21 protein-coding genes are annotated in these 19676 nt (G+C 54.3%); 10 read left to right on the top strand and 11 right to left on the bottom strand.

Annotated elements, in window-relative coordinates; translation table 11 throughout:
• Positions 1–6: 6 nt before the first annotated feature.
• The 3 genes from WB237_RS03670 to WB237_RS03660 form a co-directional block, all read right to left on the bottom strand.
• Entirely contained in the window at positions 7–447 is a 441-nt protein-coding gene (locus WB237_RS03670) for a YcgN family cysteine cluster protein (protein WP_028018684.1), read from the bottom strand.
• A 93-nt stretch (positions 448–540) separates the two neighbouring features.
• Positions 541–1200 carry a fumarylacetoacetate hydrolase family protein gene (locus WB237_RS03665; protein ID WP_028018683.1) on the bottom strand — a complete coding sequence of 220 codons (660 nt, stop codon included), beginning with the start codon at positions 1198–1200 and terminating at the stop codon, positions 541–543.
• 47 nt (positions 1201–1247) lie between these two features.
• Positions 1248–1523: a YcgL domain-containing protein gene (locus tag WB237_RS03660; RefSeq protein WP_028018682.1), complete on the bottom strand. Its 276-nt coding sequence runs from the start codon at positions 1521–1523 to the stop codon at positions 1248–1250.
• A gap of 123 nt (positions 1524–1646) precedes the next feature.
• Here WB237_RS03660 and minC point away from each other — a divergent pair, with 123 nt between their 5' ends.
• From minC to minE, 3 genes are read left to right on the top strand one after another with little or no spacing between them, the layout of a single operon-like run.
• Positions 1647–2354 (top strand): septum site-determining protein MinC, encoded by a 708-nt coding sequence (gene minC / locus WB237_RS03655; protein ID WP_114976931.1) that lies wholly within the window; start codon positions 1647–1649, stop codon positions 2352–2354.
• A 23-nt stretch (positions 2355–2377) separates the two neighbouring features.
• Positions 2378–3190, top strand: a complete 813-nt coding sequence (minD, locus tag WB237_RS03650; RefSeq protein WP_114976930.1) for a septum site-determining protein MinD — start codon at positions 2378–2380, stop codon at positions 3188–3190.
• Between the two features lie 3 nt (positions 3191–3193).
• Positions 3194–3463, top strand: coding sequence for a cell division topological specificity factor MinE (minE, locus tag WB237_RS03645; protein WP_008500504.1), 270 nt, complete (start codon positions 3194–3196; stop codon positions 3461–3463).
• Positions 3464–3537: 74 nt separating this feature from the next.
• On the opposite strand, the gene rnd is transcribed toward minE, so the two are convergent.
• The 5 genes from rnd to WB237_RS03620 all read right to left on the bottom strand — a co-directional run bounded on the left by rnd (position 3538) and on the right by WB237_RS03620 (position 9917).
• Positions 3538–4653 carry a ribonuclease D gene (rnd, locus tag WB237_RS03640; protein ID WP_336213459.1) on the bottom strand — a complete coding sequence of 372 codons (1116 nt, stop codon included), beginning with the start codon at positions 4651–4653 and terminating at the stop codon, positions 3538–3540.
• An 83-nt stretch (positions 4654–4736) separates the two neighbouring features.
• Positions 4737–6422, bottom strand: a complete 1686-nt coding sequence (fadD, locus tag WB237_RS03635) for a long-chain-fatty-acid--CoA ligase FadD (protein ID WP_336210394.1) — start codon at positions 6420–6422, stop codon at positions 4737–4739.
• Between the two features lie 203 nt (positions 6423–6625).
• Positions 6626–7207: a Slp family lipoprotein gene (locus WB237_RS03630; protein ID WP_114976929.1), complete on the bottom strand. Its 582-nt coding sequence runs from the start codon at positions 7205–7207 to the stop codon at positions 6626–6628.
• Positions 7208–7244: 37 nt separating this feature from the next.
• Positions 7245–7940 carry a tRNA (adenosine(37)-N6)-threonylcarbamoyltransferase complex dimerization subunit type 1 TsaB gene (tsaB, locus tag WB237_RS03625; protein ID WP_336210390.1) on the bottom strand — a complete coding sequence of 232 codons (696 nt, stop codon included), beginning with the start codon at positions 7938–7940 and terminating at the stop codon, positions 7245–7247.
• 66 nt (positions 7941–8006) lie between these two features.
• On the bottom strand, positions 8007–9917 hold the full coding sequence (locus tag WB237_RS03620; protein WP_028018676.1) for an ATP-dependent DNA helicase: 1911 nt from the start codon (positions 9915–9917) through the stop codon (positions 8007–8009).
• 133 nt (positions 9918–10050) lie between these two features.
• On the opposite strand from WB237_RS03620, the gene WB237_RS03615 reads away from it, so the two are divergent.
• A complete protein-coding gene (locus WB237_RS03615; RefSeq protein ID WP_008500498.1) occupies positions 10051–10395 on the top strand; it encodes a RidA family protein in 345 nt (114 codons plus the stop codon).
• A 5-nt stretch (positions 10396–10400) separates the two neighbouring features.
• Here WB237_RS03615 and WB237_RS03610 read toward each other — a convergent pair whose 3' ends face one another.
• A complete protein-coding gene (locus tag WB237_RS03610; protein ID WP_010432696.1) occupies positions 10401–10583 on the bottom strand; it encodes a YoaH family protein in 183 nt (60 codons plus the stop codon).
• A 61-nt stretch (positions 10584–10644) separates the two neighbouring features.
• Between WB237_RS03610 and pabB the strand changes: the two genes are divergently transcribed.
• From pabB to WB237_RS03590, 4 genes are all read left to right on the top strand, one after another.
• A complete protein-coding gene (pabB, locus tag WB237_RS03605; RefSeq protein WP_336210385.1) occupies positions 10645–11970 on the top strand; it encodes an aminodeoxychorismate synthase component 1 in 1326 nt (441 codons plus the stop codon).
• Between the two features lie 6 nt (positions 11971–11976).
• Positions 11977–12555: a CoA pyrophosphatase gene (locus tag WB237_RS03600; protein ID WP_047652298.1), complete on the top strand. Its 579-nt coding sequence runs from the start codon at positions 11977–11979 to the stop codon at positions 12553–12555.
• Between the two features lie 185 nt (positions 12556–12740).
• On the top strand, positions 12741–14105 hold the full coding sequence (gene sdaA, locus WB237_RS03595; RefSeq protein ID WP_028018673.1) for an L-serine ammonia-lyase: 1365 nt from the start codon (positions 12741–12743) through the stop codon (positions 14103–14105).
• Positions 14106–14236: 131 nt separating this feature from the next.
• Complete coding sequence (locus WB237_RS03590; protein WP_336210381.1) at positions 14237–15835, top strand: cyclic diguanylate phosphodiesterase; 1599 nt, start codon at positions 14237–14239, stop codon at positions 15833–15835.
• A gap of 6 nt (positions 15836–15841) precedes the next feature.
• Here the strand turns inward: WB237_RS03590 and yoaE are convergent, their stop codons facing one another.
• Positions 15842–17401 (bottom strand): CNNM family cation transport protein YoaE, encoded by a 1560-nt coding sequence (gene yoaE, locus WB237_RS03585; RefSeq protein ID WP_028018671.1) that lies wholly within the window; start codon positions 17399–17401, stop codon positions 15842–15844.
• A complete protein-coding gene (locus tag WB237_RS23010) occupies positions 17389–17547 on the bottom strand; it encodes a protein YoaL (RefSeq protein WP_410493429.1) in 159 nt (52 codons plus the stop codon). Before WB237_RS23010 ends, yoaE begins: the two co-directional genes overlap by 13 nt.
• A 315-nt stretch (positions 17548–17862) precedes the next feature.
• On the opposite strand from WB237_RS23010, the gene manX reads away from it, so the two are divergent.
• Positions 17863–18825 carry a PTS mannose transporter subunit IIAB gene (gene manX / locus WB237_RS03580; RefSeq protein ID WP_028018670.1) on the top strand — a complete coding sequence of 321 codons (963 nt, stop codon included), beginning with the start codon at positions 17863–17865 and terminating at the stop codon, positions 18823–18825.
• Positions 18826–18871: 46 nt separating this feature from the next.
• Positions 18872–19672 (top strand): PTS mannose/fructose/sorbose transporter subunit IIC, encoded by an 801-nt coding sequence (locus WB237_RS03575; RefSeq protein WP_028018669.1) that lies wholly within the window; start codon positions 18872–18874, stop codon positions 19670–19672.
• Positions 19673–19676 lie beyond the last annotated feature (4 nt).

Below are 19676 nucleotides of genomic sequence, written 5' to 3'. Positions count from 1 at the left end.
TTCAACTCAACGGTTGGGATGATTCATGATGTGATCTTCCCAGTCCCGGACCTCAGACTCTTTCACCGCAATGTGGCGCACTGAAATACGCTCACCGTGCATCGCCGCTTTCGACCCCGTCAGCAGCGGGTGCCAGTTCGGTAAATCCTTCCCTTCCGCCAGCAGGCGATACGCGCAGGTATGCGGCAGCCATTCGAAGGTTGGCAGATTATCGCGGGTTAATTTGATGCAGTCCGGCTCAAACTCGAACCGACGCTCATAGTTACGGCACTGGCAGGTTTTGATGTTCAACTGTTTGCAGGCAACGTTGGTGAAGTAGATTTCGTCAGAATCTTCATCCATCAACTTGTGCAGGCAGCACTGCCCGCAGCCGTCGCACAATGATTCCCATTCCGCGTCAGTCATGTCATCAAGAGTTTTGCTTTGCCAGAAAGGGATGTCGTTCATCAGGATGTCCACACGTCAAAAGAAAGCGCACCTTATAACGAGTCTGGCACGTTGTTGCAAGTTTTGCCGCCCTCTTCAGGCGGCAAGATGCGGTTACAGCACGCGGGTTTTCAGCGACAGGCCGTTAAAACCAACCTCAAGCTCATCCCCGCTGAGTAGCGGGCCAACACCTTCGGGTGTACCTGTCAGGATCACATCACCCGGTTTCAGGGTAAAGAAGCGGCTCATATAGGCAATCAGCGGCAGGATCTTGTGGATCATATCGGCGGTGGTTCCCTGCTGGCGGAATTCACCATTAACCTTCAGGGAAAGCGGCGTATCCTGCGGGTCAGCAGTGAACTCGCCCACTGGCACAAAACCGGAGATCGGGCAGGAATTATCAAACCCTTTGGCTTTCTCCCAGGGCTGCCCGGCTTTTTTCATTTTGCCCTGAACATCACGCAACGTGAGGTCCAGCGCAACGCCGTAGCCTGCAATCGCTTTTTGCACGTGCTCTTCAGAGGCCTGACGCAGCGTCGCGCCGATCAGCACGGCGAGTTCAACTTCGTGGTGGACTGAACCTAACCCCTGAGGTAACGCCAGCGGCTGACGGATATCACAAAGCGCCGTTTCTGGCTTAATGAACAGAACCGGTTCTTCTGGCGTCGCGCTACCCATCTCCTGAATATGTTTTGCATAGTTGCTGCCCACGCAGACCACTTTGCTGACGGGATAATCCAGTAATGCACCTTGCCAGTTATGATGTTGATACATGGTCGCCCCCTAAACGATTGATGTGTTGTGTCCAAAAACAGTTGAGACTATTTTTTTCCGTTCGCCTCAAGATGCTGTTTTAATAAATTCTCAGGCGGTGGTGGAAGCTGTAAATAATAGCCCTGCTCGGTTAATGCCGTTTTCACTTTTTCCAGATCGGCATTCACCAACGTCTTACGACCATCCAGCGGCAGCAGCATCGCCAGCTGCGGTCGGCCAAAGCTTTTCATTAATTCTTCAGGCACGCGGGAAAAATCGTCTTTCTTTTCGACATAAAGATAGGTCTGGTCACGACTTGTACTTCTGTAGATCACACAAAACATGTTTTTACTCTGAATTAATGGGTGGTTGCTTGCCTCAATATACTCCTGACTATAACATGCCTGATACTCTTCGGAATATCGCAGCGAGTGGTTGCGGTTAATAGCAAATTGAGTAAGGCCAGGATGTCAAACACGCCCATCGAGCTTAAAGGCAGTAGCTTCACCTTATCAGTGGTACATTTGCATGATGCAAAACCCGAGGTTATTCGTCAGGCGTTAGAAGACAAAATCGCCCAGGCTCCCGCTTTTCTGAAACACGCCCCTGTTGTTATCAATGTCAGCGCGCTTGAAGCGCCGGTTAACTGGAAACTTCTCCAGCAAGCCGTCTCCTCGACCGGGCTGCGTATTGTGGGCATCAGTGGCTGCAAAGATGCTGAGTTGAAAGCGGAAATTGACCGTGCGGGGCTGCCACTTCTGACTGAGGGCAAAGAAAAAGCCTCACGTGCAGCACCTGTTGCCGTCCAGACGCCCCCTCCTGCGGTGCAAAACGTTACCGCCGTCACAAAAACGCGAATGATTGATGTGCCGGTTCGTTCCGGTCAGCGCATTTATGCACCAAACTGTGATCTGATTGTTACAAGCCACGTCAGTGCTGGCGCTGAGCTGATTGCAGATGGCAATATTCACGTATACGGTATGATGCGTGGACGTGCGCTCGCAGGTGCAAGTGGCGATCGGGATGCACAAATATTTTGTACTCACCTGACGGCGGAACTGGTGTCCATCGCAGGTGAATATTGGCTGAGCGACAAGATCCCAGCCGAATTTTATGGCAAAGCGGCTCGTCTGCGCCTGGCAGACGACGCGTTGACCGTTCAACCGTTGAATTGATCCCTTTTTAACAAGGAATTTCTATGGCACGCATTATTGTTGTTACTTCGGGTAAAGGAGGCGTTGGCAAGACCACCTCCAGCGCGGCCATCGCTACTGGTTTGGCCCAGAAGGGAAAGAAAACCGTCGTTATCGACTTCGATATCGGTCTGCGTAACCTCGACCTGATCATGGGATGTGAGCGTCGCGTCGTGTATGACTTTGTGAACGTCATTCAGGGCGATGCTACGCTGAACCAGGCGCTGATTAAAGATAAGCGCACCGAGAACCTCTACATTCTCCCGGCCTCTCAGACGCGTGACAAAGACGCGCTGACCCGTGAAGGGGTAGAAAAGGTGCTCGATGATCTGAAAAAAATGGAGTTCGACTTTGTGGTCTGTGACTCCCCTGCGGGTATCGAAACCGGTGCCCTGATGGCGCTCTACTTCGCTGATGAAGCAATCATCACCACCAACCCTGAAGTGTCATCCGTGCGTGACTCTGACCGCATTCTGGGCATCCTCGCGTCGAAATCCCGTCGTGCGGAAAATGGCGAAGACCCGATTAAAGAACACCTGCTGCTCACCCGCTACAACCCTGGCCGCGTGAACAAAGGTGACATGCTGAGCATGGAAGACGTGCTGGAGATCCTGCGCATCAAACTGGTGGGTGTAATCCCGGAAGATCAGTCCGTGTTACGCGCCTCTAACCAGGGCGAGCCAGTGATCCTTGATACAATGGCAGATGCAGGTAAAGCGTATGCTGATACTGTTGACCGTCTGCTGGGAGAAGAACGTCCTTTCCGCTTCATTGAAGAAGAGAAGAAAGGTTTCCTCAAACGCCTGTTCGGAGGATAAGTTATGGCATTACTGGACTTTTTTCTCTCGCGGAAAAAGAACACCGCCAACATCGCTAAAGAACGTCTGCAAATTATCGTGGCGGAGCGCCGTCGTAGCGACGCCGAGCCTCATTACCTGCCGCAGTTGCGTAAGGACATCCTGGAAGTGATCTGTAAGTATGTGCAGATTGACCCGGAGATGGTCACCGTACAACTGGAGCAGAAAGACGGGGATATTTCGATTCTGGAGCTGAACGTTACGCTCCCGGAAGCGGAAGAGTCACGTCCGTAGGTTTGTGATTTTGTAGCCCCGGTAAGCGCAGCGCCGCCGGGGGAATATGCCGGGTATTTCGCCCGGCATATTTATTAGCGCGGATACCCTTCCAGCAACGTATTCAGGCGATCGGCCATCAATTCCCCGCGCCATCCTGCCACCATTTCCGGCAAACCATTTTGCGGTTTCAGCTTCCAGTGCCAGTTCAGCAGCTGGTTAATCTGTCGGCGTGAGGCGAGCAGTTCCGCACTCAGTTTGCTTTCCGTTGCGACGACTTGCACCAGCGCTTTGATATCCTTAAACGCTTTACGGTAGCCCGGCATATCCATCAGATTCAGCAGCGGTTCCGGCAACGCATCTTCCGGCAGCTCCTGCGCTTTTGCGACCAGCGCCAACAGGGTTTTGCCGTGGAAACGGATTTCACTGCCTGATAGCCCAATGCTGTCCAGCTCGCCCAGGCTACCTGGCATATAGCGTGCAACCGCCCAGAGATGCTCTTCACGGACCACAAAATTAACGGCAAGGTCGCGCTCGCGGGCTTTGCGCAGACGCCAGTCCGCTAACAGTTGCAGGCACGCCAGCTGACGCGTACGTAACTGCCAGGCATTAGTGATATCGCGCCAGGCGTCTTTCGGGTCAACCACTTCCTGGCGACGTTGTTGCGCCATACGACACTCATCCAGGGCCGCAGCCAGCCAACCTGAAGCTTCAGCCTCTTTCATCAGTTGTCCGGCAATCGGCAGCAGATAAAACACGTCTGCCGCCGCGTATTCCAGCTGACGCTCAGTGAGAGGGCGTGCCAGCCAGTCAGTACGGGATTCGCTTTTGTCCAGCGTCAGACCCGTGTACTCCTCCACCATGGCAGCAAAACCCCATGAAAGCGGACGATTGCTGAATGCCGCAAGGATCTGCGTATCAATCAACGGCTGCGGCATGATGCCAAACGTGTTGAGAAACACCTCCAGATCTTCACTACCTGCGTGCAGGTATTTCGTCACGGCAGTATCGAGCAGCAGGTCACGCATTGGTGTCCAGTCGGTAATGCCAAGAGGGTCGATAAGCGACACATGTTTACCGTCGAACATCTGAATTAAACCCAGCTGCGGATAATAAGTCCGGGTACGGACAAATTCGGTATCCAGGGCAATGGCAGGAAAGTCGCGCGTCACTTCGCACAGCGAAGCCAGCTCGTCATTGGTCGTGATCATCTGGTAATTCAAAACGGGTTCTCTTTTGTTTGCGCCCATAAAAAACGCCGGCTTAACCGGCGTCTGGGCGATTAGCGTGAAGCTCAGGCCTTATTGTCTACTTTGCCACGGGCTTCGTCACGTAATTCTCGTCGTAATATCTTTCCAACGTTTGATTTCGGCAGCTCATCGCGGAATTCAACCAGCTTCGGTACCTTGTAGCCCGTCAGTTGACGACGACAGAACGTTACCAGCTCCTCCTCGGTGAGAGAGGGATCCTTCTTGACCACAAAAATTTTGACCGCTTCACCGCTGCTGCCGGAAGGAACCCCTACCGCCGCCACTTCGAGTACGCCGCTGTGCTGCATGACGACATCTTCGATCTCGTTCGGATAGACGTTGAACCCGGACACCAGGATCATATCTTTCTTACGGTCAACGATGCGCAGGAAGCCCTCGTCATCCATCACTGCGATGTCACCCGTGTGCAGCCAGCCGTCTTTGATGATTTCGTCTGTCGCATCAGGACGCTGCCAGTAACCCAGCATCACCTGTGGCCCTTTGACACACAGTTCTCCCGGCTCGCCCGGTGCAACTTCGTTATCGTCATCATCGACCAGTTTAGCTTCTGTCGAAGGCACTGGCAGACCAATGCTACCGCTGTGGTAGTCAATATCATGTGGATTGACGCTAACCAGCGGCGCACACTCCGTCAGGCCATAGCCTTCCAGCAAATACTGACCGGTGAGTTTGACCCAGCGCTCGGCGACTGCCTGTTGCACCGGCATCCCGCCCCCCGCAGAGAGGTGCAGCGTCGAAAAATCAAGCTGCTGGAACTCTTTGTTATTGAGCAACGCGTTAAACAGGGTATTCACACCGGTCATCGCGGTGAACGGATATTTTGCCAGTTCTTTGACCAGCCCAGGAATATCGCGCGGGTTGGTAATCAATACGTTTTGGCCACCCAGTTCAATGAACAGCAGACAGTTCATGGTGAGCGCAAAAATGTGATACAGCGGCAATGCTGTAATGACCAGCTCTTTTCCGGGATGCAGCAGTGGGCCATACGTGGCATTCACCTGCTCAAGGTTTGCCAGCATGTTACGGTGGGTCAGCATCGCGCCTTTCGCCACACCGGTAGTGCCGCCAGTGTATTGCAGGAAGGCAAGGTCTTCTGACACCACCTCCGGCTTGACGTATTGCATACGATAGCCCGCATGGAGCGCACGGCGGAAGGAGATAGCATCCGGCAGATGGTATTTTGGCACCAGGCGTTTGACGTATTTGACAACAAAGTTAACCAGCGTGCCTTTGGCGGTGGAGAGTTGATCCCCCATACGCGTCAGGATGACGTGCTTAACCTGGGTTTTATCGACCACTTTTTCCAGAGTGTGGGCAAAGTTAGAGACAATCACAATCGCCGTCGCGCCGCTGTCGTTCAGCTGGTGTTCCAGTTCACGCGGCGTGTACAACGGGTTAACGTTGACGACAATCATCCCTGCTCGCAGGATACCGAACAATGCTACCGGGTATTGCAGCAGGTTCGGCATCATCAGCGCGACGCGGTCCCCTTTTTGCAGTCCCAGACCTTCCTGCAGATAAGCCGCAAACGCCCGGCTACGCTCCTCAAGTTTACGGAACGTCATCACCTCGCCCATGTTCACGAAAGCGGGTTGATCGGCATAACGCCTTACCGAGTGTTCAAATAATTCAACCAGGGATTGATAACGGTCAGGATTGATCTCGGCAGGAACATCTGCGGGATAACGGTTAAGCCAAACCTTCTTCAATGCATCACCTCTGAAATGAGTGTTCGTCGTCATCACAACCCCGATAATAAACAGTTTGTTAACATTATATTAACTCAGCGTACCAGTTTATTAATTGTTCAGATTTAAGGTTGCGAAGCGCGTCACTCTTTTTTTTCGTCTTGTCCGTAAAAAAACAGAGACAGCGGCTGAGCCGCTGTCTCTTTTCCAACAATAACAGTAAGTTACTCAGTAACGATAGTCTGTACCTGTGCAGGTCCTGGGTTATACCAACCCCAGCCCGGGTAGCCATAACGATAAGGATGCGGCCCCCACATCCACGGGTCGATCGGCTGAGGCGGCATGATCACCTGCTGTGCCAGCCGCCAGCGTTTATACCCGTTAACCTGCATGGTCATGAATTTGTACGGCGTGTTGCCGATTTTGCCCTGCACGGCACCGGTAATTGGCCCGACGACGGTCACCAGCTGTCCGCGAAAATCAACCGGGTCCAGGAACCCACTGACGTCCGCATAGATACGTCCCCGGGAGGCCTCGCCCAGTACAGGACGCGCGCCGCTGTCCAGCGGAACGGTCGCGATCTCCAGACGGGTTTTCCCTTGCTGGTTTTGTACGTCGATCACCTTGCCGCCGAAGCGAGCTTCCTGGCCGACGTAAAGCTCAGGGGCATTCATCACCCGGACCAGATCCTGCTGGGGCGTCGGGCTGCTGCCCTTTATCGCATCAGGAACGGAAACGCATCCGCTCAGTGCTATGGCTACAACGCCTGCCATAATAAGGCGTACTACTTTAGTCTGAACCGCCATGATGCGACTCCTTTTTCTCAGTTCCTGTTACTGAGATTCACTCGCGGCCCGGAAGTTTCTTCCACGCGACGGTGTTTCGCAAATAAACCGGCTCCGCATGTTCCACGGCAACGGTTTTTCCTTCTGCAAGAAGCTGGCAGGCAATCGGAAGCATATCTTCCGCAGCTGGCAGTAACATGTTGCCATCCACCAGCGTCACCCCGGTATCGTTCGCCATCTCGGGCCACGCAGGCCAGCCCGTGCCGACAGTCGCCCACTCACCGGACAGCTGTTGCAGCCGTTCAGTGACCGCTTCCGGCTTAAGCACGGCTTCCGTCTCTTCACCGTGCCACACGCCGTTTTCATCGCGCGTATATTCGGCCCAGTAGACTTCACCCATGCGGGCATCAATCGCGGCCAGCACGCGCGTTGCTCCGGTCATGCGCCATGCGCCCTGCGCCATGGTGGCGAGAGTAGAGACGCCAATCATCGGCAGCTCAGCGCCCAGCGCCAGCCCCTGTGCAATGCCAATCCCGATACGTACGCCCGTAAAGCTGCCAGGCCCCCGGCCAAAGGCCAGCGCATCGAGGTCGGTTAAGGAGGTGTTGCCCTGAGTTAAAATCGCTTTTACCAGGGGCAGAATGCGCTGGGTATGTTCCCGTGGGCACTCTTCGAAATGAGCAGAGATAGTACCGTCGTTCCACAGGGCAACGGAACAAGCCTCTGTAGCGGTATCAATAGCCAGAATTCGCATCAGTTGTCGCGCTCTCGCAAGGGTCAGTCACAAAATGGCGCGCATCTTAGCACACTCCGGGGCAAATTACTCCGCCGTTGGGTTTGCGAGGAAACGCACCGCGCGTTTTATGTCCCGCGTACGTGGCGCGGGCGGCAGGCTTGCAAGGAAAGTGGCACCATACGGGCGCATCACCAGCCGGTTATCGCAAATGACCAGCACACCGCGGTCGGTCACGTCGCGGATCAATCGCCCTACCCCTTGCTTAAGGGTGATTACCGCATCCGGCAGCTGGACTTCATCAAACGGATCGCCTCCGCGCAGGCGGCAATCTTCCATGCGCGCTTTCAGCAGCGGATCGTCCGGAGAGGTAAACGGCAATTTATCAATAATCACCAGCGAGAGCGTATCCCCGCGCACATCTACCCCTTCCCAGAAGCTGCTGGTTGCCACAAGGAGGGCATTACCGGCACTGACAAACTGCTGCAGCAGTTGCCCTTTACTGGTTTCACCCTGCAACAGCACCGGCAGCGTCATGGTGGCACGGAACTGCTCGGCGAGGTCTCTCATCATGGCGTGAGAAGTGCAGAGCATAAAGCAGCGGCCGTTGTTGGCCTCAATCATCGGTTTTAACATCGCCGCCAGGTGGCGTGCGGCACCGGGCTGATTCGGTAGCGGCAAATTGCGCGGCACACAGAGCAGCGCCTGTTTTTCGTAATCGAACGGGCTTGGCAGCAGCAGCGACTCCGCCTGCTCGATACCCAGACGCTCGGTAAAGTGGTGTAGATCGTCATTCACCGAAAGCGTTGCCGAGGTGAAGATCCAGCTTCCCGGTTTTTGCGCCATCACCTCTTTAAATTTATCCGCTACGGTCAGCGGCGTGAGCGCCAGCGTGAAATGCCGCGAGGTGCATTCATACCAGTAGCTGAAACCCGGCTGGTTAATCTCTTTCAGCCGTTTGAGCCGCCCGCGATAGAGCGTGGCGCGCTCGAAGGCGGCATCCAGCAACGCGGAGCGTCCGAGAGACAGTTTCGCCACGTCGTAACAGAGCTCAAGGGCATCATCCAGCAGCAGCAGTGCGCGCTGGATATTTTTGTCGGCCAGCAGTTCACGCAGGTTGCCACGATAGCCCGGCTCGCCAAGCTGTAAGCGAAAATCCTGGGCACTTTGCGCCAGACGGTCGGCACATTTCTGTAGCTGCTGGGTATCTTTTAATTCAGTACGGTAAGCAATAGTGAAATCTTTGGCCAGATCCAGTAGCTGACGGCTGGAGAGCGACTGACCGAAATACTGGCTGGCGATATCCGGTAACTGGTGGGCTTCATCGAAGATCATGACGTCCGCCTCGGGGATCAGCTCGCCGAAACCGCTGTCTTTGACCACCATATCGGCGAGAAACAGATGGTGGTTAACCACCACCACGTCGGCATCCATCGCCGTTTTGCGCGCTTTCACCACAAAGCAGTCTTTATACAGCGGGCAGTCGCTGCCAAGACAGTTATCGTTAGTACTGGTCACCAGCGGCCAGGCTGGAGAGTCTTCCGGCACGCTCGCGCAGGTGCTGATATCCCCTTCTTCGGTCTGGTTCGCCCAGGCGCGAAGAATAATAACGTCACTCAGGGTTTGCACCGGCAGATCACCACCCGCCAGCGCCTGCTGCTCAAGACGTTCCAGACAGAGATAGTTGGAGCGCCCCTTCAGCAAGGCCAGACGACCTTTGTATTTCAACGCCTTTGCCACGGTGGGTAAATCGCGGCTGTAGAGCTGATCCTGTAGTGCTTTCGATCCAGTGGATATGATCACCTTCTTTTTCGCGCGCAGCGCCGGTGCAAGGTAAGCATACGTTTTCCCCGTGCCGGTTCCGGCTTCCACCACCAGCGGTTGCGCCTTGTCGATCGCACGCGCAACGGCATGTGCCATCTGCCGCTGTGGTTCACGCGGTTTGAAACCAGGGATGGCCTGTGCTAATTGACCTTCAGGGGAAAAATCGTCTGCCACGTTGTTCTCTCACTGTATTTTTGCACAGGGATTATGTCAGCCCCTTCTCTCCAGTGCCACCCCAAATAGTGACGACAGCGGAACAATATGGCAGTCTTGCCGCCTGATGACGAAAAATAACGAGGAAACGTTTATGACAATTGTGCGCATTGATGCCGAAGCCCGCTGGTCTGATGTGGTGATCCATAACCAGACGCTCTACTACACCGGCGTACCGGCTAACCTGGACGCAGATGCGTTCGAGCAAACGGCAAACACCCTGGCGCAGATTGACGCGGTGCTGGAAAAACAGGGCAGCGACAAATCCCGCATTCTGGATGCGACGATTTTCCTGGCAAACAAAGACGATTTTGCGGCGATGAACAAAGCCTGGGATGCGTGGGTTGTGGCGGGTCACGCGCCTGTACGCTGCACCGTACAGGCCACGCTGATGAAACCGGAATACAAGGTTGAGATTAAGATTATCGCGGCAGTGTAAGCCGGTTATTCTTCATCTTCATCCTCAAAACGCGCCACGATCCGCTCGCCGGTATGGGTGGCGCGCAGTTCCTCCGCCACCTGGGCAATCGCCTGCCCGCTGCTCATCCCCTGGGACATTAACTCCTGAATTCGCTCAACCGCTTTCTGCTGCTGTTCATGGCTCAGAGAAGGTAAACCTGCAAACATCGTCAACTCCTGCTAAATTATTGGCGCTAATTATTTCACGCTGCCCGGTAGTATGCCACACATGAACATGCGCTTCCCCACTGTTATTACCCTGCCCTGGCGTACGGACGCCGCTGAATTCTGGTTTGCTCGTTTGAGCCATCTTCCGTTTGCGATGCTGCTGCACTCCGGATATGCGGATCACCCGTACAGCCGCTTCGATATTATGGTAGCCGACCCCGTCAAGACGCTGACAACCGATGACATGTCGTTAACCGACGATCCGCTGATGCTGCTTCAGCAAGAAATTGACGCGCTGGGCTTATCTGCCACACCGAACCCGGACCTCCCTTTTCAGGGCGGCGCGCTGGGTCTGTTTGGCTACGATCTGGGTCGTCGGTTCGAAACGCTACCTGAACATGCGCAGGCTGATATTTCCCTGCCAGACATGGCCGTGGGGCTGTATGACTGGGCGTTAATTGTTGATCACCAGAAAAAAACGGTTTCCCTGCTGAGCCATCGTGACGTGCAGGCGCGCCTGGCGTGGCTTGAGGCGCAGCAAGCTGCCCCGGTACAGACGTTCACACTGACCTCCGGGTGGCGCTCAAATATGAGCGCCGCGGAATATGCCGAAAAATTCTCGTGCGTTCAGGCGTATCTGCAAAGCGGTGACTGCTACCAGGTTAACCTTGCCCAGCGTTTCCAGGCGACTTATGAAGGCGATGAGTGGCAGGCATTTACCCGCCTCAATGCCACTAACCGGGCACCGTTCAGCGCGTTTATTCGCCTGAAACAGGGGGCAATACTCAGCTTGTCGCCTGAGCGCTTTATTCATCTGGCAGAAGGGACGATTCAAACCCGTCCGATTAAAGGCACATTGCCGCGTCTTACCGATCCCGACGCCGATCGTCAGCAGGCAGAAAAACTGGCCACCTCACCGAAGGACCGCGCCGAAAACCTGATGATTGTTGATCTCATGCGTAATGATATAGGCCGGGTGGCCGTTCCGGGCAGCGTACGCGTGCCGGAACTGTTTGTCGTCGAACCTTTCCCGGCGGTGCATCATCTGGTCAGTACCATTACCGCGCGTCTGCCCACTTCTCGCACCGCCTGCGATCTGCTCCGCGCCGCGTTTCCTGGCGGATCCATCACCGGCGCGCCAAAAATTCGCGCCATGGAAATCATCGACGAACTGGAACCGCACCGCCGCAACGCCTGGTGCGGTAGCATTGGCTATATCAGCCTCTGTGGCACGCTGGATACCAGCATCACGATCCGCACGCTGACGGCCTGCAACGGAAATCTTTACTGTTCGGCCGGAGGCGGCATTGTTGCCGATAGCCAGGTCGATGCGGAATATCAGGAAACCTTTGATAAAGTTAACCGTATCCTGAAACAACTGGAGTAATCACGGGTGGAAAAAGAGAACCTGACGCTGGATGACTTTTTATCTCGTTTTCAGCTATTACGACCGCAGGTCAACCGCGAAGCGCTTAATCAGCGTCAGGCAGCCGTACTGATCCCGGTCGTGCGTCGCGCGCAGCCTGGCCTGCTGCTCACTCAGCGTTCTCCCCATTTACGTAAGCACGCGGGTCAGGTCGCCTTTCCAGGAGGCGCAGTCGACAGTTCCGACGCCTCGCTGATTGCCGCCGCGCTGCGGGAGGCGCAGGAAGAGGTTGCCATTCCGCCAGAGGCGGTGGAGGTTATCGGCGTGCTGCCGCCCGTCGACAGTGTCACCGGGTTTCAGGTCACGCCAGTGGTTGGCATTATCCCGCCGGGCCTGCAGTATCACGCCAGCGTTGATGAAGTTTCCGCGGTGTTTGAAATGCCGCTGGATGAAGCCCTTCGACTAAGTCGTTATCACCCGCTCGATATTCAGCGTCGCGGGCATGACCATCGGGTCTGGTTGTCCTGGTATCAGCATTATTTTGTCTGGGGCATGACGGCGGGCATTATTCGTGAGCTGGCGTTGCAAATCGGCCTGAAGCCTTGACTATACTTTACATTCCGCCCTCTTCTGCCAGGTTTGCGATCTGCGTCGCGCTATTAGCAAAACCCATCGTTAACCATTAGTTTAATTCATGTGAATAGTTAAGCCGAGGTCGGTGTTCCCTCTTACACTATGCGCAGTTATAACATCGTTACTGGAACCCCGGTAACCCTGTCAGGAGTGTGAAAGTGATTAGTATATTCGACATGTTCAAAGTGGGAATTGGTCCTTCGTCTTCCCATACTGTTGGCCCGATGAAGGCCGGTAAACAGTTCGTCGATGATCTGGTCGAAAAAGGATTACTGGAAAGCGTTACCCGTGTCGCCGTGGATGTTTACGGCTCACTGTCATTAACGGGTAAAGGCCACCACACCGATATCGCCATTATTATGGGTCTGGCTGGCAATATGCCAGATACCGTTGATATTGATGCCATCCCGGCATTCATCCGCGACGTGGAAACACGTGGCCGCCTGCTGCTGGCTAACGGCCAGCATGAAGTCGACTTCCCGCAGGATGACGGCATGCGTTTTCGTAGCGACAACCTGCCGCTGCATGAAAACGGCATGACCATCCACGCCTGGAACGGCGAAAAAGAGATTTACAGCAAAACCTACTACTCCATCGGCGGGGGCTTTATCGTCGATGAAGAGCATTTTGGCAAAGATAGCGTCGGCGATGTCAACGTACCGTACCCGTTCAAATCGGCTACCGAAATGCTGGGTTACTGCAAAGAGACCGGTCTTTCACTGTCCGGTATGGTGATGCAGAACGAACTGGCACTGCACAGCAAAAAAGAGATTGAAGACTATTTTGCGAACGTGTGGCAAACCATGCGCGCCTGTATCGATCGCGGGATGAACACCGAAGGCGTTCTGCCGGGTCCACTCCGTGTACCGCGTCGTGCCTCTGCCCTGCGCCGTATGCTGGTGACCACGGACAAGTTCTCCAACGACCCGATGAACGTGGTCGACTGGGTAAATATGTTTGCCCTGGCGGTTAACGAAGAAAACGCCGCAGGGGGTCGCGTCGTGACCGCGCCTACCAACGGCGCATGCGGCATCGTTCCGGCGGTACTGGCTTACTACGACCACTTTATTGAACCCGTGACCCCGGACATCTACATCCGTTATTTCCTGGCGGCAGGTGCCATCGGTGCGCTGTACAAAATGAACGCCTCCATTTCTGGCGCTGAAGTCGGTTGTCAGGGTGAAGTAGGTGTGGCCTGTTCTATGGCAGCAGCCGGTCTGGCAGAGCTGTTAGGAGCAAGCCCAGAGCAGGTCTGTGTGGCGGCTGAAATCGGTATGGAACATAACCTCGGTCTGACTTGTGACCCGGTTGCAGGTCAGGTGCAGGTGCCGTGTATCGAACGTAATGCAATTGCGTCGGTGAAAGCCATCAACGCCTCGCGCATGGCAATGCGCCGTACCAGTGAACCTCGCGTATCGCTGGATAAGGTGATTGAAACTATGTACGAAACGGGCAAAGACATGAACGCGAAATACCGTGAAACGTCCCGTGGTGGCCTGGCTATTAAGGTGCAGTGCGACTAATACTCTCTTTCGCCCATCTGCAACGGATGGGCGAATTTCCCTCCTGTTTCTCGTCTCCTTCTGCTTTCACCACTACACTTTGTACTGTTGCGTCCGGCTTTTGTGGCTGGTGGCTTATCAGGCGACCGTTCATGCAAACAGCACAAACGATCATTAAAAACTATCGCCGAAAACGCGTTATCGTCTGTGTAACGGTCGCGCTCCTCACGCTCATCCTGACATTAGGTATTCGCTTTATTTCGCAGCGGAACGTCAACCAACAGCGGATCCTCGATTTTACCAGCCATACCGTTCGCTCCCTTGATAACGTTCTGCTTTCTTTAGAAAACCGTCGCAAGGTGCTGCAGCCCCTGGTGGGTCAACCCTGCCCTCAGGTGCACCTTGCTCTGCGAAAGCAGGCAGCCATTTTGCAGACCGTGCGCTCCATTGCCCTGATTAAAGACGGTATTCTCTATTGCTCCAGTATTTTCGGTAGCCGCAATGTGCCGGTTCGTGATTTCCTGAAAGAATTACCCGCCAATACGACGAAGTTGATTTTATCGACCGACCAGTGGCTGCTTAAGGGCAGCCCGATTTTGATCCAGTGGTACCCTGTTTCCGGTGACGGTGAAGATGGCGTTATTGAAATCATCAATATTGATCTGATCACCAAAATGATACTGGAACCCCAGCGCCCGCTGATCGATGACGTGGCGCTGACCGTGGGCGATCGCTTCCTGCGTTATGGTCAACGCGTCACTGATAGCCTGACATTTGATGAAGATGGCGCTATTTTCCAGCAGTCATCAATCCGTAATCCTTTCTCCATTACAGTAAGCGGGCCGGGTCCTGGACAACTCGCCTTAAAGAGCCTGCCAGCCCAGTTGCCGCTGGGGTTAATGCTGAGCCTGTTGCTGGGATATCTCGCCTGGCTCGCTACGGCAAACCGGATGAGCTTCACATGGGAGATTGATATGGGGATTGCGGCGCGGGAATTTGAGCTTTTCTGTCAGCCGCTGGTGAATGCCCGTACTCAGGAGTGCTCTGGCGTTGAGATCCTGCTGCGCTGGAATAACCCCCGTCAGGGATGGATCTCCCCGGAAGTGTTTATTCCTCTGGCAGAAGAACACAACCTGATTGTTCCCCTGACCCGTTACGTCATCGCCGAAACGGTGCGCCAGATAGGTTACTTTCCTTCCAGCGCCGGTTTCCACATTGGGATTAACGTCGCCGCCAGCCATTTCCGTCGCGCTGCGTTGATACAGGATCTGAACCACTTCTGGTTCAGCGCACACCCGCGCCAGCAACTGGTGATTGAATTAACGGAACGAGATGCGTTGCTGGATGCGGATTATCGCACTGTGCGTGAGCTCCATCGTAAGGGGGTGAAACTCGCTATCGACGATTTTGGCACCGGGAACAGTTCCCTCTCCTGGCTTGAAAAACTGCACCCGGACGTTCTGAAGATTGATCAGTCGTTTACCACTGCAATTGGAACTGATGCAGTAAATTCAACGGTGACAGATATCATTATTGCTCTGGGTCAGCGGCTGAATATCGAACTGGTTGCTGAAGGGGTCGAGACAGAGGAACAAGCGCGGTATTTACGCCGTCATGGGGTACCTGTACTGCAAGGATTTTTCTATGCGCGGCCAATGCCACTGCGAGATTTTCCGCAATGGCTGGCGGGAAGCGCCCCCCCGCCAGCACACCATAACGGACACATCGTGCCTTTAATGCCGTTACGTTAAGCAGACTTACTCATCTTCATCGTGGACAGAGTGTTCTTTAACAATACGAACCATATCAACGCGATAGTCGTTAGCTTCAACGATGGAAATGTGCAACGGCGGCAGTTCGATAACATCCCCCACTCGTGGGATTTGCCCGTTAACCGCGATGACCAGCCCCGCCACGGTGGCAATGTCTTCTTCATCGTTGACCACGTTTTCCAGCCCCAGGGTGTGCGAGAGTGCATGCAGGTCAGTTGTACCTTTAACCAGCCAGCCTTCGCCGTCAGCCACGATCTCAGGTGTTTCGTCTGCATCCGGGAATTCACCGGCGATCGCTTCAAGCACGTCCAGCGGCGTCACCAGCCCCTGTACTACGCCAAATTCGTTAGTGACGATCACAAAGCTACCGCGAGCACGGCGTAGCACGCCCAGCAGGTTGATTGGATCTAACGTTTCCGGCACCACAATCGCAGGTGAAGCAGCGGCGATGGCTTCGACGTTGACACCCTCTTCCAGAGCCACCAGCATCTCTTTCGCACGGACGACACCGATGATCTCATCCAGCTCACCACGGCAAACCGGGAACAGGCTGTGTGGTGACGAGAGCAACTGCCGACGAATTTCATCCACGCTCAGGTTAGCATCAACCCAGCTGATTTCGCCGCGCGGGGTCATGATCCCACGCAGTGAACGCGAGGCCAGGGAGAGTACGCCGTTAATCATGTAGCGCTCTTCTTCTACAAACGCCCCTTCAGGGACCGGAACCGGGTGACGGTTTTCGGAGTCAGACTGGACGTTGACCTGTCGACGCCCCCCCATCAGACGCAGAATGGCGTCTGCAGTACGGGCGCGAAGTGGCTGATTCGACTGCTGTTTAATAAAGTTACGGCGTGCAATCTGGTTAAACAGCTCAATCAGAATTGAGAAGCCAATGGCTGCGTACAGGTAGCCTTTCGGAATATGGAAACCGAAGCCTTCCGCCACCAGGCTCAGACCAATCATCAGCAGGAAGCTCAGACACAGTACCACTACCGTCGGATGCTGATTCACGAAACGCGTCAGCGGTTTCGAGGCCAGCAGCATAACCGCCATCGCAATGACAACAGCCGCCATCATCACCGGGAGATGGTTCACCATACCGACGGCAGTGATCACCGCATCCAGCGAGAAGACCGCATCAAGCACCACGATCTGCATCACGACAACCCAGAAGCTGGCATAGCCTTTACCGTGTCCATCATCGTGCTGACGGTTTTCCAGCCGCTCATGCAGCTCTGTCGTCGCTTTAAACAGCAGGAAGATCCCCCCCAATAGCATGATCAAATCACGGCCGGAGAAGGTGAAATCCATGACGGAAAAGAGCGGTTTTGTCAGCGTCACCATCCACGAGATGACGGACAGCAGTGCCAGGCGCATGACCAGCGCCAGCGACAGACCGATCAGACGCGCTTTATCACGCTGTTTTGGCGGCAGTTTGTCCGCAAGGATGGCGATAAACACCAGGTTATCAATGCCGAGAACAATCTCCAGCACCACCAGCGTGAGCAATCCCACCCAGATTGACGGGTCCATTAAGAATTCCATGACAAGCTCCTGCTAAAGGAATGACGAAACGGTGCCCCACTCAATGTGGGCAAAACAGAGGCAGACAGAGTCGATACGTGGCGAGGATCGCCGGTGAAATAGGCGCGAAATGGCCTGGTAGATGACTGACGTCGGTGACGGTCCATATAGTGGGCTGTAGCCCTATACTCCTGAACAATTAAACGGAGGCTAAACATATCAGAGACAATATCTGTTTAGCAAAGATTTACGTTCCTTTGCAAAAATTCGATAAGACTTAATTCTTGACGAGTAATTTCTCGATTGCGAAAGCTAAATTACGGATCTTCATCACATAAATTATTTTTTCACTATCTAAAATAATTCGCGGAAGTCTTAGTTTTTTGAACTCTAACCCTTATCTGAATCGATTCGGTTCGCCAATACGATTCTCAGTACGTCTGCCAGTCAGGCGTATTAATGATAATAAAAGGAGGTAGCAAGTGACCATTGCTATTGTCATAGGCACACATGGTTGGGCTGCTGAGCAGCTACTCAAAACAGCAGAGATGCTGTTGGGCGAGCAGGAAAACGTCGGCTGGATCGATTTCGTTCCCGGTGAAAATGCCGAGACGCTGATTGAGAAGTACAATGCCCAACTCGCGAAGCTGGATACCAGCAAAGGCGTGCTGTTTCTCGTTGATACATGGGGTGGCAGTCCGTTCAATGCTGCCAGCCGCATTGTCGTCGATAAAGAGCACTACGAAGTTGTCGCCGGGGTGAATATCCCGATGCTGGTGGAAACCTTCATGGCGCGCGACGACAATCCCTCTTTCGATGAGTTGGTTGCACTGGCCGTTGAAACTGGCCGCGAAGGCGTGAAAGCGCTGAAAGCACAACCGGTCGAGAAACCCGCACCGGCTGTCGCAGCGCCAAAAGCTGCTGCACCGGCAAAACCGATGGGCCCGAACGATTACATGGTTATTGGCCTTGCACGTATTGATGACCGCTTAATCCACGGTCAGGTCGCTACGCGCTGGACCAAAGAGACCAACGTTCGACGCATTATCGTCGTCAGTGATGAGGTTGCCGCCGATACTGTACGTAAAACCCTTCTGACTCAGGTTGCTCCTCCTGGCGTTACCGCGCACGTGGTGGATGTCGCCAAGATGATCCGCGTTTATAACAACCCGAAATATGCGGGTGAACGCGTGATGCTACTGTTCACTAACCCGACAGACGTTGAGCGCATTGTTGAAGGCGGCGTGAAAATCACCTCCGTGAACATCGGGGGTATGGCATTCCGTCAGGGCAAAACGCAGGTCAACAACGCCATTTCGGTTGATGCGAAAGATATCGAGGCATTTAACAAACTGAATGCCCGCGGTATTGAGCTGGAAGCCCGTAAGGTTTCCACGGATCAGAAACTGAAAATGATGGATTTGATCGGTAAAGTTGGGAAATAAGCCCGCGCCGGTTTTCACATAACGCTTATGTAATAGGAGAAGTGCAATGGAGATTACCACTCTTCAGATTGTGCTGGTGTTCGTCGTCGCATGTATTGCGGGTATGGAATCCGTACTTGATGAATTTCAGTTCCACCGTCCTCTGGTGGCCTGTACGCTGATTGGTGCCGTTCTGGGTGACATGAAAACCGGTATCATCATCGGTGGTACCCTTGAAATGATCGCCCTGGGCTGGATGAACATTGGTGCAGCGGTTGCGCCTGATGCCGCATTGGCCTCAATCATTTCTACCGTTCTGGTTATTGCCGGTCACCAGAGTATTGGTGCAGGTATCGCCCTGGCGATCCCGCTGGCAGCAGCAGGCCAGGTACTGACCATCATCGTTCGTACCATCACGGTTGCTTTCCAGCACGCAGCGGATAAGGCGGCCGAAAATGGCAACCTCACGGCGCTGTCCTGGATCCACGTATCGTCTCTGTTCCTGCAGGCAATGCGTATCGCTATTCCGGCGGTTATCGTCGCGATTTCTGTCGGTACCAGTGAAGTGCAGAGCATGCTGAACGCCATTCCAGAAGTGGTCACCGGCGGTCTGAACATCGCGGGCGGTATGATCGTGGTAGTTGGTTACGCAATGGTCATCAACATGATGCGCGCAGGCTACCTGATGCCGTTCTTCTATCTCGGCTTCGTGACCGCTGCCTTCACCAACTTCAACCTGGTTGCGCTGGGTGTCATTGGTGCAGTGATGGCGATTCTCTACATCCAGCTGAGCCCGAAATACAACCGCGTTGCGGGTGCCCCAGTGCAGGCTGCTGGTAATAACGATCTCGATAACGAACTGGACTAGCAGG

This window comes from Enterobacter sp. P82 (genome assembly GCF_037053385.1).
In the GTDB taxonomy this organism is placed as follows: Bacteria; Pseudomonadota; Gammaproteobacteria; order Enterobacterales; family Enterobacteriaceae; genus Enterobacter.
This window is presented reverse-complemented; position numbering and strand designations above follow the sequence as displayed.

What these genes read in the sequence shown, in the direction of transcription:
- WB237_RS03670 (WP_028018684.1), bottom strand. Translation starts at nt 447, where the DNA reads ATGAACGACATCCCTTTCTGGCAAAGCAAAACTCTTGATGACATGACT.
- WB237_RS03665 (WP_028018683.1), bottom strand. Translation starts at nt 1,200, where the DNA reads ATGTATCAACATCATAACTGGCAAGGTGCATTACTGGATTATCCCGTC.
- WB237_RS03660 (WP_028018682.1), bottom strand. Translation starts at nt 1,523, where the DNA reads ATGTTTTGTGTGATCTACAGAAGTACAAGTCGTGACCAGACCTATCTT.
- minC (WP_114976931.1), top strand. Translation starts at nt 1,647, where the DNA reads ATGTCAAACACGCCCATCGAGCTTAAAGGCAGTAGCTTCACCTTATCA.
- minD (WP_114976930.1), top strand. Translation starts at nt 2,378, where the DNA reads ATGGCACGCATTATTGTTGTTACTTCGGGTAAAGGAGGCGTTGGCAAG.
- minE (WP_008500504.1), top strand. Translation starts at nt 3,194, where the DNA reads ATGGCATTACTGGACTTTTTTCTCTCGCGGAAAAAGAACACCGCCAAC.
- rnd (WP_336213459.1), bottom strand. Translation starts at nt 4,653, where the DNA reads ATGATCACGACCAATGACGAGCTGGCTTCGCTGTGCGAAGTGACGCGC.
- WB237_RS03630 (WP_114976929.1), bottom strand. Translation starts at nt 7,207, where the DNA reads ATGGCGGTTCAGACTAAAGTAGTACGCCTTATTATGGCAGGCGTTGTA.
- tsaB (WP_336210390.1), bottom strand. Translation starts at nt 7,940, where the DNA reads ATGCGAATTCTGGCTATTGATACCGCTACAGAGGCTTGTTCCGTTGCC.
- WB237_RS03615 (WP_008500498.1), top strand. Translation starts at nt 10,051, where the DNA reads ATGACAATTGTGCGCATTGATGCCGAAGCCCGCTGGTCTGATGTGGTG.
- WB237_RS03610 (WP_010432696.1), bottom strand. Translation starts at nt 10,583, where the DNA reads ATGTTTGCAGGTTTACCTTCTCTGAGCCATGAACAGCAGCAGAAAGCG.
- pabB (WP_336210385.1), top strand. Translation starts at nt 10,645, where the DNA reads ATGAACATGCGCTTCCCCACTGTTATTACCCTGCCCTGGCGTACGGAC.
- WB237_RS03590 (WP_336210381.1), top strand. Translation starts at nt 14,237, where the DNA reads ATGCAAACAGCACAAACGATCATTAAAAACTATCGCCGAAAACGCGTT.
- yoaE (WP_028018671.1), bottom strand. Translation starts at nt 17,401, where the DNA reads ATGGAATTCTTAATGGACCCGTCAATCTGGGTGGGATTGCTCACGCTG.
- WB237_RS23010 (WP_410493429.1), bottom strand. Translation starts at nt 17,547, where the DNA reads ATGGACCGTCACCGACGTCAGTCATCTACCAGGCCATTTCGCGCCTAT.
- WB237_RS03575 (WP_028018669.1), top strand. Translation starts at nt 18,872, where the DNA reads ATGGAGATTACCACTCTTCAGATTGTGCTGGTGTTCGTCGTCGCATGT.